The following is a 13621-nucleotide window of genomic DNA, read 5'->3' on the forward strand; positions in this document are numbered from 1 at the left end:
CAGAATAGTAAGGGGGATGATTGAATAATTTATAATTCCAATTATTTTTAGGTGATTTTTGGGCGACGACCTGCTACATGGGCATCAGTTGGAAAAGAGAGATGAAAATCAGATGCTAACTGGACTAAAGAATTCTGCGCGTGCAATTGGGCTTGTGAAAGCGTTGGCAAAATACGACGCCTTATGGCCTTTGGAGATGGTGGGTGTGCCGAAACCTGCCTTATGGACCGCAAAATTGCTTTTGGGAAAAAAACATTCTGGTCGCCCGGGGGAGCGTCTTGCGGATGCCTTAACGGCAATGGGTCCGACATATATCAAACTCGGACAAGCCTTATCTGTTCGCGCGGATCTGGTGGGGGAAGAAGTTGCCAAAGATCTTTCTCGTCTCCAAGATAAGTTGCCACCTTTTGGCTTTGATAAGGTTCGTGAGACTATTGAAACTGAATTGGAAGGTCAGTTGGCAGAATTGTTTCCTGTATTTGATAAGGATTCAATTGCCGCAGCATCAATTGCACAAGTTCATTTTGCCGAGACGCCTGATGGAGATTTAGTTGCGGTCAAGGTCTTGCGCCCCGATGTGGAAGAACATTTTAATAAAGATGTGGCTTTATTCTTTTGGATGGCTGCAGTTATGGAGTATTGGTTCCCAGCGTTACGTCGTTTGCGTCTCGTGGACGTTGTAGTGACTTTTAAGGACTGGGTGCAAGTTGAAATGGACTTGCGCTTAGAAGCGTCAGCAGCATCAGAACTGGCTGAAAATTGTCAGAATGATTCAGGTTTTCGAGTGCCTAAAGTATTCTGGCAATATGTGGCAAAATCTGTGTTAGTCACCGAGCGTATTCAAGGCATGCGCCTTGATGATCTGCCAGCAATGCGTGAAGCAGGTCTTGACCCTGACAAAGTACTTGAACACGCATCTTCTATTTTCTTTTTACAAGTATTTCGTGACGGTTTTTTCCACGCAGATATGCATCCGGGGAATGTGTTTGTGGATGATACAGGAACAATTATCCCCGTTGATTTTGGGATTATGGGGCGTGTGGATTATCCGACACGTATCTTCCTTGCCGATATGCTAATTGGTTTCTTACAACGTGATTATCGTAAAGTGGCGGACGCCCATTTTGATATGGGGGTTGTGCCGCCTTATAAATCTCGCGATGCGTTTATGCAGGCGTTGCGCGCAATTGGTGAACCTCTTTTAGACCGTCCTTTAAATGAGATTTCTGTAGCGCGGTTGTTGGCGCATTTATTTCAGACTACTGATGATTTTGATATGGAGACGCAACCTGATCTTCTATTGCTGCAGAAGACTATGTTAGTGGCAGAAGGGGTGGGGCGTAAACTAAACCCATCTGTAAATATGTGGATTTTGGCACAGCCATTGATCGAAGAATGGATGTATGCAAACCGTGGACCAGAGGCGCGCGTTAAGCAAGCTGCTATGGCTTTGTATTCGCGTCTGGAAAAATTACCTGTCATGATGGACCGTCTGGAGTTGTTATTGGACGAGCAACTAGCGCAGACTGGGCAACATTCAGGTCGTGCCTCCGGTCGAACGGCGTCAGGTAGATTTGAAGGAAGCCGTTTGAATGATCTTTCTAGAGATGGTGAAGCGCGCAATGGCATGCGAAAGCGCTGGACAGTCGTTGGGGTTTTAGTGGGTGCTTTAGCAACTGCCCTGACAATGACGATGTTGAACCAATAATATTATTCTAAAATGACCTTATCATGTTGTGGTGGCAAAGATTTATAATCTTTGTGAGGCGATTTCTTGTGTCCTCGGACGCAACTATTTGACCTTATTATCAGATTTTCGCGCAGCGAGGATTTGACCGCCATAACTTCAAATGTAGTTATAACTGTGTGTCACATTGATGATATTTTGATAAAAACTACATTTGAAGTTTTTGAGTTGTGAATTTGATCCGCTTTGGAACTAAATTTTTGAAAAGAAAAAAATATTAGTATCGCCCCTTGAACTTTTCGACAAATAGGATAAATCTACATTTATAAAATGTATTACAATATATTTCCCGAATTGGTGTGAAATGAATAAAACAAGAAAAATACTCCTAATTGTCTCTGGTGGTATTGCTGCCTATAAGACACTTTCACTAATTCGCCTTTTACGGGAAAATGAATTTCAGGTGCGGGTCGTGATGACCAAGGCTGCAGAGCAATTTGTCACACCATTATCACTTGCTTCATTGTCCGAAGATAAAGTCTATACAGACCTCTTCTCATTAACCGATGAAGCTGAGATGGGACATATCCAATTGTCACGTGATGCGGATTTGTTGTTGGTGGTTCCAGCCTCTGCAGACCTAATGTCAAAAATGGCAAATGGTATGTGTAACGATTTAGCATCGACTGTTTTATTGGCAACTGATAAGCCAGTGATGATTGCACCTGCTATGAATGTTCGCATGTGGCATCATCCGGCTACTCAGGACAATTTTGCTAAGTTAAAATCCCGTGATGTTAAGGTCATCGGGCCTGTTGAAGGGGTGATGGCATGCGGTGAATATGGTTTGGGTCGAATGGTCGAGCCGGAAGAGATATTAGAGGTCGTCAAAACTCATTTTGAAGAAGTTGCAAATTCGAAACAACCCTTATTAATCGGGAGGAAGGTGTTGGTTACATCTGGGCCTACCCATGAACCGATTGACCCGGTAAGATATATCGCAAATCGCTCTTCTGGGCGTCAGGGACATGCCATAGCAACCGCTTTGCAGAAAGCAGGTGCGGAAGTAACGCTGGTGTCTGGACCGACACGGTTAGCGGACCCTGTTGGTGTGAAAGTTATTCATGTTGAATCGGCCTGTGCAATGCTAGATGCCTGTCAAGAAAACGGACGATTTGATGTTGCGGTTTTCGCCGCAGCAGTTGCGGACTGGCGTGTAAAAAATGCCGGAGCCCAAAAAACTAAAAAAGAAAATGGTAAACTTCCTGTTCTCGAATTCGCAGAAAATCCTGACATCCTAAAGACAGTTTCCAATGCCGGGAATGATCGTCCAGAGCTGGTAGTTGGTTTCGCAGCCGAAACAGAAAATGTGGTGGAATATGCCTCTGCTAAGCGTATCCGTAAAAGTTGTGATTGGATTTTAGCAAATGATGTCTCGCCAGAGACGGGCACCTTTGGTGGTGAGAAAAACAGCATCCATTTTATACATTCTGCTGGTGTGGAATCATGGGAGGAAATGTCAAAGCAAGCGGTGGCGGAACGATTGGTTGAAAAGGTAGTTGCCTATTTTAATGGGTGATGTTCGATTTAAAGAACTTTTGGAATTTTGACAAATTTATGAGTATCGAAGAGATAATTTGCTGGAATCTATGACTTTTCTAAAACTGCGTTTGTAGATTTTGTTTGTATATAGAAACGATAACTCCGTATGAAGTTAAAAAATTAGATATAGAGGACTAATAGGGTATGAGTGAAAAAATTACAGTGAATGTAACTATCACCCCCCATGGGGAAGGGTTGGCTTTGCCATCTTATGGAACGGCGGATAGTGCGGGTGCAGATTTATTAGCTGCAATTACGGACACACATGTCATTCATCCAGGGAAACGTGCGCTTATTCCAACAGGCATTAAAATCGCCTTACCATCTGGATATGAAGCCCAAGTGCGTCCTCGATCTGGATTGGCATTAAAGAACGGCATCACTGTGTTAAATAGTCCAGGTACCATTGATGCCGACTATCGTGGCGAAGTTGGGGTGATCTTGATTAATCATGGAGAAGAAGACTTTGTGATGGAACGTGGAATGCGTATTGCCCAAATGGTAATCGCACCTGTTCAACAATTAGAATGGAATGTAGTGGATGATCTGGACAATACAGATCGCGGTGAAGGTGGCTTTGGGTCCACCGGCACAGAAGGGTAAGGTAATAGGATGCGCTTAACCAAGAAACTTATGTTTGCTATTGAGGCTGTATTAGATATCGCCTATCACGCGGCGGATATGCCTGTTCAAAGCAAAGATATTGCAGAACGTCAGGGTATCCCGCGCCGCTATCTTGAACAGGTATTGCAACATCTTGTGCGTGCAGATGTATTGCGTGGGGTGCGTGGTCCGCGTGGTGGATATCGTCTGGCAAGGGAGCGTCGCAATATTACTGTCGCGGATATCGTAAAAGTTGTTCAAGGCATGGATGGTGGAATGGATCCTTTGATGGACCCTGCTGGTTCTGAATTGGGCCATGCTGTATTGCGCCCTGTCTGGCAAGAAATTGAGGATGAAGCAATGTTGCGTCTCGCAAAAACAAGCGTGGAAGATTTATGTAAGCGCGCTGAAGAAGCCGGGATTGAATCTGCCCATCGTGAAAATTTTGACTTTATGATTTAACGAATAAGAATTGATTAGAATAGGACTAAGAAAATGGCGAATACAGAATTCCGCGGGAAAATTTATGACAATCTAACAGAAACAATTGGGGCGACACCTCTGGTGCGCTTGAACCGTTTTGCTGAAGAAAACGGGGTTGAAGCTGAAATCCTAGGAAAGTTGGAATTTTTTAATCCATTGGCAAGTGTAAAGGATCGTATTGGTCAAGGCATGATCGAAGCGATGGAAGCAGAAGGTGTGATTACCCCGGGTAAATCTACCTTGGTTGAGCCAACATCCGGTAATACAGGTATTGCTCTGGCATTTGTTGCTGCATCTAAAGGGTACCGTTTGATCTTGACGATGCCAGAAAGCATGTCGGTTGAACGTCGTAAAATGTTGAAGCTTCTTGGGGCAGAGTTAGAATTAACACCTGCGGCAAAAGGGATGAAAGGCGCGATTGAACGTGCCGAAGAGTTGTTGAATGAAATTGAAAATTCTGCAATGCCTCAACAATTCCACAACAAAGCTAATCCTGCCGCCCATCGTCAAAGCACAGCTTTGGAGATCTGGAATGACACAGATGGGAATGTAGACATCCTCGTCGCTGGTGTAGGGACAGGCGGTACCGTAACTGGCGTTGGCGAAGTTCTGAAAGAGAAGAATCCTGACTTTAAGGTCGTTGCTGTTGAGCCAGAAGACAGTCCAGTTTTATCGGGAGGTAAACCTGGTCCACATAAAATTCAGGGGATTGGCGCTGGTTTTGTGCCACCAGTTCTTGAAACTGAGGTGATTGATGAAGTTATTCGTATTGCGAATGAAACTGCATTTGCAACAGCCCGTAATGCAGCGGCAACAGAAGGTTTGCCTATTGGTATTTCTTCCGGTGCGGCCTTGGCGGCGGCGATTGAAATTGGTAAGCGTCCTGAAAATAAAGGCAAACGAATTGTTGTTATTTTGGCCAGCTTTGCTGAACGTTACTTGTCTACAGGTCTGTTTGAAGGTCTATAAGATATAGACTTTAATAAAGGATATCTTGATGTCTGAGATAGAGCTCACTGATGAGCAATTGGAACGCTATGCCCGCCATGTCATCCTTAACGAAGTGGATGAAGAAGGCCAGTTAAAGCTTCTAAATGCGAAAGTGTTGATGATTGGTGCAGGGGGGCTTGGCTCGCCCGCGCTGCTCTATCTTGCGGCGGCAGGTGTTGGTACAATTGGTATTGTGGATCACGATGTGGTTGATGTTAGCAATCTTCAACGTCAGGTGATCCATTCTACCGACGAGTTGGGCCAATCGAAAGTTTCCAGTGCTGCTGAACGCATGGAAGCGATTAATCCGGAAATTACTATCCATGAGTATCGTGATCGTATTGGACCTAATAATGCGATAGATTTAATCCGTCAGTATGATCTGGTGATTGATGGGTCTGACAATTTTGCCTCGCGCTATGTGGTCAATGATGCATGTTATCTATTAAAGAAACCATTGATGAGCGCCGCCCTTGTGAGATTTGAAGGGCAAGCAAGTTTATTCAAGGCCTTTGAAAGTGATGAACAGCCTTGCTATCGATGTATTTTCCCGGAAAGCCCAGACCCGGATTTGGTGCCACGTTGTGATACAGTTGGTATTTTGGGGCCAGTTGCAGGTGTAATGGGATGTATTCAAGCAACTGAAGTTTTGAAAGAGATTTTAGGTCTTGGAACGAATTTAGCTGGTCGATTGATGCTTTTTGATGCTATGGATATGGAGATGCGTAGCATCAAGACGAAGAAAGACCGCAATTGTGCACTTTGTGGCGATCATCCAACTATCACCGAAGAAAATATCGGTAAGGTTTGATTTCCTAAAATTTAGGCACATAAACTTCTAAAATCCAGCGGGTGTTCAAAATATGATTGAATACCAGATAAAAAAAGGAGAGAAGTTTGAAAATCTGGCTAAAGAACCCCTTATCAATCTTGGCTGAAAACGCCGAAAACGGTCTTGTTATTGAAAGTGGCAAGATAATCGAACTTGTTCCATTAGGGACAGAACCTACCATTCAGATTGATCAAATTTATGATGCGTCTCAACACGTTATTATCCCGGGTTTGATCAATACGCATCATCATTTTTATCAAACGCTTACACGCGCTTGTCCATCGGCGATCAACAAAGAGCTTTTTCCTTTGGTTGAAAGCGCTTTATCCAATTTGGGCAGGATTGAATCCAGAGAATTTCCGTTTGGCTGTTCGTGTCGCGTTGGCTGAATTACTCTTATCCGGTTGTACGACGGCGGCGGATCATCATTATGTCTATCCAAAAGGGTTAACTGATGGTTTGGATATTCAGGTGGCAGAAGCTAGTAAGCTTGGGATCCGGATGCATCTTACACGTGGATCGATGAACTTATCTGAGAAAGATGGTGGGTTGCCACCTGAATCTGTGGTGCAAGATAAAGATACTATTTTAGCCGATAGTGAAGCAGTTGTTAGGAAATTTCATCAACATGGGGAAGGGGCTATGACGCAGGTTGCTTTGGCACCTTGTTCCCCATTTTCTGTGACCACAGATATTATGGAAGAAACGGCAGTTCTAGCTGAAAAATTAAATGTGCGCCTTCATACCCATCTGGCGGAAACAGAAGATGAGAATAATTTCTGTCTTTCATTATATAATTGTCGTCCGGTGGATTACTTGGAAAATGTGGGCTGGATGAGCAATCGAACATGGTTAGCACATGGCATCCATTTTAACGACGATGAAATTATACGCCTTGGGAAGGCAGGTGTTGGTATCGCCCACTGCCCAAGCTCGAACCATCTTCTTGCAAGTGGGCATTGTTTAGTGCCGGAATTGGAAAAAGCAGGGGCGCCTGTTGGCTTGGCAGTTGATGGGTCAGCATCGCAAGATTGTTCTAATTTAATGCAAGAAATTCGTCAGGCATTTTTCTTACAACGCATTAATTATGGTGCGGCAAATATCACGCATTTTGATGCGTTTCGTTGGGCAACAGAAGGATCAGCGGCTTGTCTTGGACGAGGCGATATTGGGAAATTTGCTGTTGGTAAACAAGCAGATATAGCGATGTTTAAACTGGATGAGCTTCGTTTTTCTGGTGCCGGCGATCCATTAGCGGCCCTTGTTCTTTGTGGTGCTCATAAAGCTGATCGCGTTATGATCGCAGGGAAATGGGTTGTTGAAGATGGACAGGTGCCCGGGTTAGATATTCCCTCATTAATCTCACAACATCATGGAGAAGCGTTAAAACTTCAAGGATTAATATAGATTTATGAAAAGCGGCTTTTTAAGTCGCTTTTTTATGTCTGCCCTCGCGCCACGCAAGAATAACCGCGCCAGAGATTATTAATCCTGCGCCGGCGATGCTAACCCATTCTGGAATGACATTAAAAATAACAAAATCATAGATCGCTGCAAATACAAGTGTACCGTAAAAGAAGGGCATAATGAAGCTGGCTTCTGATCTCTTCATCGCTTGGATGAAAAAGAACTGGGCTGTCACCATAAGGCAGCCTAATGCCCCCATCAGAATAAGCTGTGTTTCATTCGGGGTAACAAAAACACTGCTCGCTACACTGCAGGCGATTGTTGCGCCAATGAAGTTATTGATAAGCAATATCTGTAACGGAGAGTCATTGCCAGTCAGCTTCTTGATGAAAATCACTTCAATGCCCATAAAGAGAGCCCCGGATAAAGCGATAAGGGCTGCAAATTGAAATGCATCCGTCCCGGGTTGGATCAAGATAAGGGCGCCGCTTAAAGAGATGGCCGCGGCAATCCATCGCCATGGACCGACTTTTTCGCCAAGAAACGGGATGGCAAGTAGCATGGCAACCATTGGATTCAAAAAGCTAATCGCAGTTGCTTCGGCGACAGGCATTAATGCGGCTGCCGCAAATAAACAACTAACACCTGCCCATCCACTTAAAGACCGACCGATATGGACTTTCCATGCTATATTTTTGAATTTTGGTTTGAAGATTGCTGCAAAGGGTAGGAGAGCTAGAAATGCAAAGAAGAAACGTCCTGCACTAACTTGAAATGGATGAAAAGCTTCACCTGATGAGCCGTTACCAAGAGCTTTGGCAATCAAGGTTGTTGATGCCACGAAAGCACAAGCCGTTAATATGCAAGCTATAGCAATGGTCGTGGATTTTTGCGTTGGTTGATTATTAGTCATGGGCGTGTGAGAGCTTATTTCCTTGTTTATGGATATAAAGAACACGGCCTAGAAAACAAAGGAGCGCAAAGAAACTTCCTAAAGAAATGGCATAAAAAAGGCCCGCAACATCATAATGCAGAATTTGTGTCATGATATAACCAGCAGGTACCATGATGATGAAAAAGGCAACAAAAGAAATCGCCGTTGGAACCCATTTATCCTCACAAGCACGTAATGTAGATTGGATCACAACTTGTCCACCGTCACCAATATTTAAAAAGGCAACGATTGTTAAAATTGGAATGGCAACACCAATTAGAGCGGGATCCGTTAAATAGAAAGAGAGTACAGTTTCGGGTAGATAAAGCATTAATAGGGCAACAGGGATTAGCAGGATAAGTAAAACTGAAAAACCAAGCCAACTTGCCAGTTTCCGATCAGACCAATCTTTGCGCCCATGGGCAACACCGACACGTACGCCTGTTGCAGTCGCCACACCAACGGCTAGCATAAAACAAAGCGCTAAAATATTCATACAGACGCCATAAATTGCAACTGCATCTTCGCCTAGCCACCCTGCATATAAGCTCATAACGCCGAAAGCAGATGTTTCAAAGCCAAGTGCCATTCCAGCTGCATAGCCATGACGTCGTTGAACCTTACCGCCCCGCCACCAACCATTATTCGCACGTTTCCGAATAGAGAAAGTCGCATGATCTTTCAGGAACCAAACATAGGCAGTTAATCCAATGCCCAAAAAAGTACGGGAAAGAGTTGTCATCCAGGCCACACCTTCCGCGCCGTAATCATCCACTACCCATTCATTGCCAAAAGCGTTTAAGATATTGGCTATTACAATAAAAACCGTTACCGCTTTGGGGCGTTTAATTGCTTCAAGGAAATATGTGCTGGTAAGAAATAAGGTCGTTGGGATTAAGCTTAAGCCAAGTATAGCTGTGACTGTTGCACTGCCTTGAATAAGATTACTCGGCTGATCTACAATCGTAAAAAAAGCTTCGCCCCACAAACATATAAAGGCGGATATACATCCAACCATCAGTCCATAAGGTAAGCTTCGCCGCCAAACAGCCCCTGTTTCTTCTAGTAAATTTTCGCCATAGGCATGGGAGGTTGAGATTAAAGTACCCAACATTAATCCAATACCAATAACCAACAAGACTATAAAAGGACTCTGTCCTAAAGTGAAATAAGCAAGTTCTGTTGAAGAGGTGCGACCCAAAATCGCGAAATCTGCGACGGCTAAAGCAAGGACCCCGGTTCTGTTAAAAATCACAGGAATGCCAAGTTTGCCAATTTCAGTTAGATGCCGCCGTACGCGATTTGGATCACGCTGGTCTAGCGGATATTCTTCCTGAATTTCTGCAAGTTCGATTTTATCTGTCATTCGGGGCCACCTTCCCCTAAAGAGTTTTACTCTCTAGAACATCGTTTCGATAACGCGGTCTGGTGGATTGTGACCGTCAATAAATGTACGAATGTTGATAATAACTTTTTCCCCCATGGCAACGCGACCTTCGATGGTTGCGGAACCCAAATGCGGCAATAAAACAGCATTTTCAAGTTTCAACAATTTAGGGTTAATCTTGGGCTCGTTTTCAAACACATCTAAACCTGCGCCAGCAATGTCTTTGTTTGCTAAAGCTTTTACAAGCGCTTGTTCATCAACCACTTCTCCGCGACTGGTATTGACCACATAGGCATGGTTTTTCATCAAAGAAAGGCGGCGTGAGTTTAGTAGATGATAGGTCGCAGGGGTATGGGGACAGTTGATAGAAACAATATCCATATGGGCGATCATCTGGTCCAGACTAGACCAATAAGTGGCTTCTAATTCTTTCTCTGTCTCTTCTACTGCGCGATTACGATTATGGTAATGGATAGATAGACCAAAACCTTTAGCGCGTCTTGCAACGGCGGTACCGATACGACCCATACCAATAATACCAAGGCGTTTCCCCCAAATACGATGACCTAACATCCCTGTCGGGGACCAGCCTTGCCATTCGCCCGTGCGAACCAAGCGTTCGCCTTCAGCTAAACGGCGCGGAACAGATAAAATCAAGGCCATGGTCATATCGGCCGTATCTTCTGTTAGAACATCTGGAGTATTGGATACCATAATGCCCTTTTTACGCGCGGCATGGAAATCGATATGATCGACACCTGTACCGAAAGAGGCGATGAATTTTAAATTATCACCAGCAGCGTCAATGATTTCCTTATCAATTTTATCAGTTACAGTCGGGACGAGTACGTCGCAAGTCTGAACTGCTTTGATCAGTTCTTCACGCGACATAGCCTTATCATCCAAGTTCAGCTTACAGTTAAACAATTCCATCATGCGGGTTTCCACAATATCAGGCAGCTTTCGTGTAACAGTAACGTTTGGTTTTTTATTGTAACTCATAATTTATCTACTCTATCGCTCATATGCTTGGCGCCTCATAGCCAAGCTATACTCTGTTCTGAAAATTTTCCAGTCCTTCTGAAGCGGTTCACATAAATTTCTCAAAACTGTTAAGGATTGTGGTGAATATAGATCTTTGTATCTTGAGGATTTTCCCGAATCAAAGCAGGTTAAATCATCCCTTTGTTTTTAGGCTGGACAGATGTTGACATCTCTAAAGAAATTTTCTGTTTTCGGATTGTTTGTGGCAATTCTTTCGTTTTTGCCACTTCTAGCGCAGGCGCAACAACAACTGCCGTTACCGCGCATGGTTTCTTTGCGGGCAGAAGAGGTGAATGTACGAACAGGGCCCGGTGTTCAATATCCGGTAAAGTGGATTTTCAAGGCGAAAGCTATGCCTGTGGAAATCATCGCCGAATATGACACATGGCGTAAAATTCGGGACTCTGAAGGTGAAGAGGGCTGGATTCATCGAGCCATGCTGACAGGTAAGCGCGCTTTGGTGGTTATTGATGCTGAAACCAAGATGATGGAAGATCCTATTGAAAATTCAGCAATTGTTGCGCGTTTGGCAATGGGCATAGTTGCTGAAATTGACGAGTGTAATAGCAGTTGGTGTCATGTGAATACGCGTGGATATGATGGTTGGGTTGCGCGTACCGCTGTTTGGGGTGTGTATCCGCATGAGGTTATTCAATAGGGTGGATTTAAGAAATTTGATCTGAAAAATGATCTAGGTCTTTATTTTTCCACGCTTTTGCCTTATTCCTGCCTTGCATTTCCATCACAAATCACATTATGAATGATTTGAAGTGATTCGCATTATGCGATTCCTTGGGATATGACGTTGATTCCATTTGAAACTACGGATTAGAAAATGTTGAAAACCGTTGCAACTACATTTGCTTTACTTGTCGCCGTTTTTGCGACTGTGGCTCTGGCGACTAATGGGGCGCCTTTTTCTTCCCCTACACAAGAAACGCCAGTTGCTTTAGCTGAGTAACTTTTTTTACGTGTGAATTTTTCTTATTTTAAGAAAAAAGCGTAGGAATCTGCGCGTATGCGTGAAAAAGAGCTTGAACTCTCCTCTTTCTTTACCCACATTATATTTAATTCGATTGCCGCATCTGTGCCTAATGAGGGCAGATATTGGGATCGGTTGTAACAGCATCTCGCTCAGATCGCATCGCGCATTTGGCGTTTAATAGAGGAGACAGCTGGGGTATGACAAGAATGACCCTATTTGACAGTCCATTATTTTTGGGCTTTGACCAGTTGGAACGGACCTTGGACCGTGTGGCCAAAACTTCCAATGAAGGTTATCCACCCTATAATATTGAACAATTAAGTGAAGATCGCTTGCGTATTTCGTTGGCAGTTGCTGGCTTTGCAGAAGAAGATCTCAGTATTCATCGTGAAGGCAATCAACTGGTTGTAACCAGTCGGAAGTCTGAAAAAGAAGATGATCGCATTTTTCTACATCGTGGCATTGCGTCACGCCAGTTTAAGAAAAGCTTTTTACTAGCAGAAGGTATTGATGTGATTGGGGCGCATATGGATAGCGGTTTATTGCATATCGATTTACGCCAACCGTTGCCGGAAGCGAATATTCAAAAAATAGAAATTTCCAAGCCGCAGAAGACTGTTACTCAAAAAACAGTTGCGATGGATTTGGATAGCCAAGAATAAAAAATGATAACGCCCGTATATATTTGAGGGGTTATCGGAGATAAAGAATGACTTTTGAAGATTTAAAAGAAATTAGCCTGTTGGAATTTGCTGAATTGGGCAAAGAGGAAATTGGCTATATTAAACCGACAGAAACAGATGAAGATGGCATTCAGAAATTTCAGATTGTAGGTGCAGACGGCCGTGCAATGGCGGAAGTAGATGATATTGAAACTGCCTGGGCTGCGATGGAACATTTTGAGTTGGAAACCGCGACTCTGCACTAATATTTATACGTTTTATTAGTTTGAAGGGCGATAGATGATTCTATCGCCTTTTTTAATGGGGTGGTGAACTAGGGGGCAATAAAAAAGGAAGCCAATCGACTTCCTTCGAAAATTATCTAAATCCTAAGATTTATGCTGCATTAGATGCAGGCTCACCTGTTAGCAAGGCGAAGAGAGCATCTGCATCTTCGCAACCGCGTAGGCGCTCACATAGTCCTTGATTACGTAGCATACGGGAAATCTGTGCGAGTGCCTTTAGATGTTCTGCGCCCGCGTTACTTGGGGCTAGCAGCAAAAACACCATATCGACGGGCTGATCATCAATAGAATCAAATTCAACCGGTTTTTCCAGTAAGGCGAAAATGCCGTGTATGCTTTTCAAGCTATCCAAACGGCCATGCGGGATGGCAATGCCATGGCCTACGCCTGTACTGCCAAGGCGTTCTCGTTCAAGCAGAACTTCAAATAGCTCACGCTCACAAGAATCCTGATCTTGAGTGAATTCTTCTGCATCGCATTCACGCAAATGCTTTGCGCCATGGCGTGCCAATTCTTGCAGAAGCTGTTTCTTGGATGACACATTCACTTTGGCCAGAATACATTCTGGCGTAACAAGTTCATGTAATTCCATAACCCACCTAAGGTCTATGCACCTTCAGGCCCGAACACGATTTCTTATAAGTGAAATCGTGTCTGACCTGTCGATGTCTTGGCTCTATCACCTGCTAACCCCCGCTAG

Annotated in this window: 16 protein-coding genes; 12 read left to right on the forward strand and 4 right to left on the reverse strand. The window is 44.0% G+C overall.

Translation table 11 applies throughout. The features are described from left to right. Nucleotides 1-58 precede the first annotated feature (58 nt). The 8 genes from ubiB to E1160_RS11720 all read left to right on the forward strand — a co-directional run bounded on the left by ubiB (nucleotide 59) and on the right by E1160_RS11720 (nucleotide 7604). Complete coding sequence (gene ubiB, locus E1160_RS11690; protein ID WP_155155361.1) at nucleotides 59-1708, forward strand: 2-polyprenylphenol 6-hydroxylase; 1650 nt, start codon at nucleotides 59-61, stop codon at nucleotides 1706-1708. 343 nt (nucleotides 1709-2051) lie between these two features. Further along, complete coding sequence (gene coaBC, locus E1160_RS11695) at nucleotides 2052-3266, forward strand: bifunctional phosphopantothenoylcysteine decarboxylase/phosphopantothenate--cysteine ligase CoaBC (protein ID WP_155155363.1); 1215 nt, start codon at nucleotides 2052-2054, stop codon at nucleotides 3264-3266. Nucleotides 3267-3433: 167 nt separating this feature from the next. Next, on the forward strand, nucleotides 3434-3892 hold the full coding sequence (gene dut / locus E1160_RS11700) for a dUTP diphosphatase (protein WP_155155365.1): 459 nt from the start codon (nucleotides 3434-3436) through the stop codon (nucleotides 3890-3892). A 9-nt stretch (nucleotides 3893-3901) separates the two neighbouring features. Next, on the forward strand, nucleotides 3902-4354 hold the full coding sequence (locus E1160_RS11705; protein ID WP_155155367.1) for an RrF2 family transcriptional regulator: 453 nt from the start codon (nucleotides 3902-3904) through the stop codon (nucleotides 4352-4354). A gap of 33 nt (nucleotides 4355-4387) precedes the next feature. Next, on the forward strand, nucleotides 4388-5344 hold the full coding sequence (gene cysK / locus E1160_RS11710) for a cysteine synthase A (RefSeq protein ID WP_155155369.1): 957 nt from the start codon (nucleotides 4388-4390) through the stop codon (nucleotides 5342-5344). 28 nt (nucleotides 5345-5372) lie between these two features. Continuing rightward, nucleotides 5373-6176, forward strand: coding sequence for a HesA/MoeB/ThiF family protein (locus E1160_RS11715; RefSeq protein WP_155155371.1), 804 nt, complete (start codon nucleotides 5373-5375; stop codon nucleotides 6174-6176). 86 nt (nucleotides 6177-6262) lie between these two features. Continuing rightward, nucleotides 6263-6586, forward strand: a complete 324-nt coding sequence (locus E1160_RS17160) for a hypothetical protein (RefSeq protein ID WP_218048868.1) — start codon at nucleotides 6263-6265, stop codon at nucleotides 6584-6586. Next, nucleotides 6540-7604, forward strand: coding sequence for an 8-oxoguanine deaminase (locus E1160_RS11720; protein WP_235914126.1), 1065 nt, complete (start codon nucleotides 6540-6542; stop codon nucleotides 7602-7604). The genes E1160_RS17160 and E1160_RS11720 overlap by 47 nt, the downstream gene beginning before the upstream one ends. 19 nt (nucleotides 7605-7623) lie before the next feature. Here E1160_RS11720 and E1160_RS11725 read toward each other — a convergent pair whose 3' ends face one another. From E1160_RS11725 to E1160_RS11735, 3 genes are read right to left on the reverse strand one after another with little or no spacing between them, the layout of a single operon-like run. Next, nucleotides 7624-8517: a DMT family transporter gene (locus E1160_RS11725; RefSeq protein ID WP_155155373.1), complete on the reverse strand. Its 894-nt coding sequence runs from the start codon at nucleotides 8515-8517 to the stop codon at nucleotides 7624-7626. Beyond that, entirely contained in the window at nucleotides 8510-9904 is a 1395-nt protein-coding gene (locus E1160_RS11730; RefSeq protein ID WP_155155375.1) for an MATE family efflux transporter, read from the reverse strand. The genes E1160_RS11725 and E1160_RS11730 overlap by 8 nt, the downstream gene beginning before the upstream one ends. Before the next feature lie 33 nt (nucleotides 9905-9937). Further along, the gene (locus tag E1160_RS11735; RefSeq protein WP_155155377.1) at nucleotides 9938-10927 is read right to left on the reverse strand and encodes a 2-hydroxyacid dehydrogenase; all 990 of its coding nucleotides are present in this window, start codon (nucleotides 10925-10927) and stop codon (nucleotides 9938-9940) included. A 202-nt stretch (nucleotides 10928-11129) separates the two neighbouring features. Between E1160_RS11735 and E1160_RS11740 the strand changes: the two genes are divergently transcribed. From E1160_RS11740 to E1160_RS11750, 4 genes are all read left to right on the forward strand, one after another. Further along, nucleotides 11130-11627, forward strand: a complete 498-nt coding sequence (locus tag E1160_RS11740) for an SH3 domain-containing protein (protein ID WP_155155379.1) — start codon at nucleotides 11130-11132, stop codon at nucleotides 11625-11627. 177 nt (nucleotides 11628-11804) lie between these two features. After that, the gene (locus E1160_RS17380; RefSeq protein ID WP_268890620.1) at nucleotides 11805-11930 is read left to right on the forward strand and encodes a hypothetical protein; all 126 of its coding nucleotides are present in this window, start codon (nucleotides 11805-11807) and stop codon (nucleotides 11928-11930) included. Nucleotides 11931-12151: 221 nt separating this feature from the next. Then, nucleotides 12152-12616, forward strand: coding sequence for an Hsp20 family protein (locus E1160_RS11745; RefSeq protein WP_155155381.1), 465 nt, complete (start codon nucleotides 12152-12154; stop codon nucleotides 12614-12616). A gap of 47 nt (nucleotides 12617-12663) precedes the next feature. Beyond that, a complete protein-coding gene (locus tag E1160_RS11750) occupies nucleotides 12664-12882 on the forward strand; it encodes a hypothetical protein (protein WP_155155383.1) in 219 nt (72 codons plus the stop codon). Nucleotides 12883-13012: 130 nt separating this feature from the next. Here E1160_RS11750 and ptsN read toward each other — a convergent pair whose 3' ends face one another. Further along, nucleotides 13013-13513 carry a PTS IIA-like nitrogen regulatory protein PtsN gene (ptsN, locus tag E1160_RS11755; RefSeq protein WP_155155384.1) on the reverse strand — a complete coding sequence of 167 codons (501 nt, stop codon included), beginning with the start codon at nucleotides 13511-13513 and terminating at the stop codon, nucleotides 13013-13015. Nucleotides 13514-13621 lie beyond the last annotated feature (108 nt).

This window comes from Curvivirga aplysinae (genome assembly GCF_009711445.1).
GTDB classification, from domain to species: domain Bacteria; phylum Pseudomonadota; class Alphaproteobacteria; order UBA8366; family Aestuariispiraceae; genus Curvivirga; species Curvivirga aplysinae.

Coding starts and splice junctions, on each gene's coding strand:
- coaBC (WP_155155363.1), top strand. CDS start 2,052: ATGAATAAAACAAGAAAAATACTCCTAATTGTCTCTGGTGGTATTGCT.
- dut (WP_155155365.1), top strand. CDS start 3,434: ATGAGTGAAAAAATTACAGTGAATGTAACTATCACCCCCCATGGGGAA.
- E1160_RS11705 (WP_155155367.1), top strand. CDS start 3,902: ATGCGCTTAACCAAGAAACTTATGTTTGCTATTGAGGCTGTATTAGAT.
- cysK (WP_155155369.1), top strand. CDS start 4,388: ATGGCGAATACAGAATTCCGCGGGAAAATTTATGACAATCTAACAGAA.
- E1160_RS11715 (WP_155155371.1), top strand. CDS start 5,373: ATGTCTGAGATAGAGCTCACTGATGAGCAATTGGAACGCTATGCCCGC.
- E1160_RS11725 (WP_155155373.1), bottom strand. CDS start 8,517: ATGACTAATAATCAACCAACGCAAAAATCCACGACCATTGCTATAGCT.
- E1160_RS11730 (WP_155155375.1), bottom strand. CDS start 9,904: ATGACAGATAAAATCGAACTTGCAGAAATTCAGGAAGAATATCCGCTA.
- E1160_RS11735 (WP_155155377.1), bottom strand. CDS start 10,927: ATGAGTTACAATAAAAAACCAAACGTTACTGTTACACGAAAGCTGCCT.
- E1160_RS11740 (WP_155155379.1), top strand. CDS start 11,130: ATGTTGACATCTCTAAAGAAATTTTCTGTTTTCGGATTGTTTGTGGCA.
- E1160_RS17380 (WP_268890620.1), top strand. CDS start 11,805: ATGTTGAAAACCGTTGCAACTACATTTGCTTTACTTGTCGCCGTTTTT.
- E1160_RS11745 (WP_155155381.1), top strand. CDS start 12,152: ATGACAAGAATGACCCTATTTGACAGTCCATTATTTTTGGGCTTTGAC.
- E1160_RS11750 (WP_155155383.1), top strand. CDS start 12,664: ATGACTTTTGAAGATTTAAAAGAAATTAGCCTGTTGGAATTTGCTGAA.
- ptsN (WP_155155384.1), bottom strand. CDS start 13,513: ATGGAATTACATGAACTTGTTACGCCAGAATGTATTCTGGCCAAAGTG.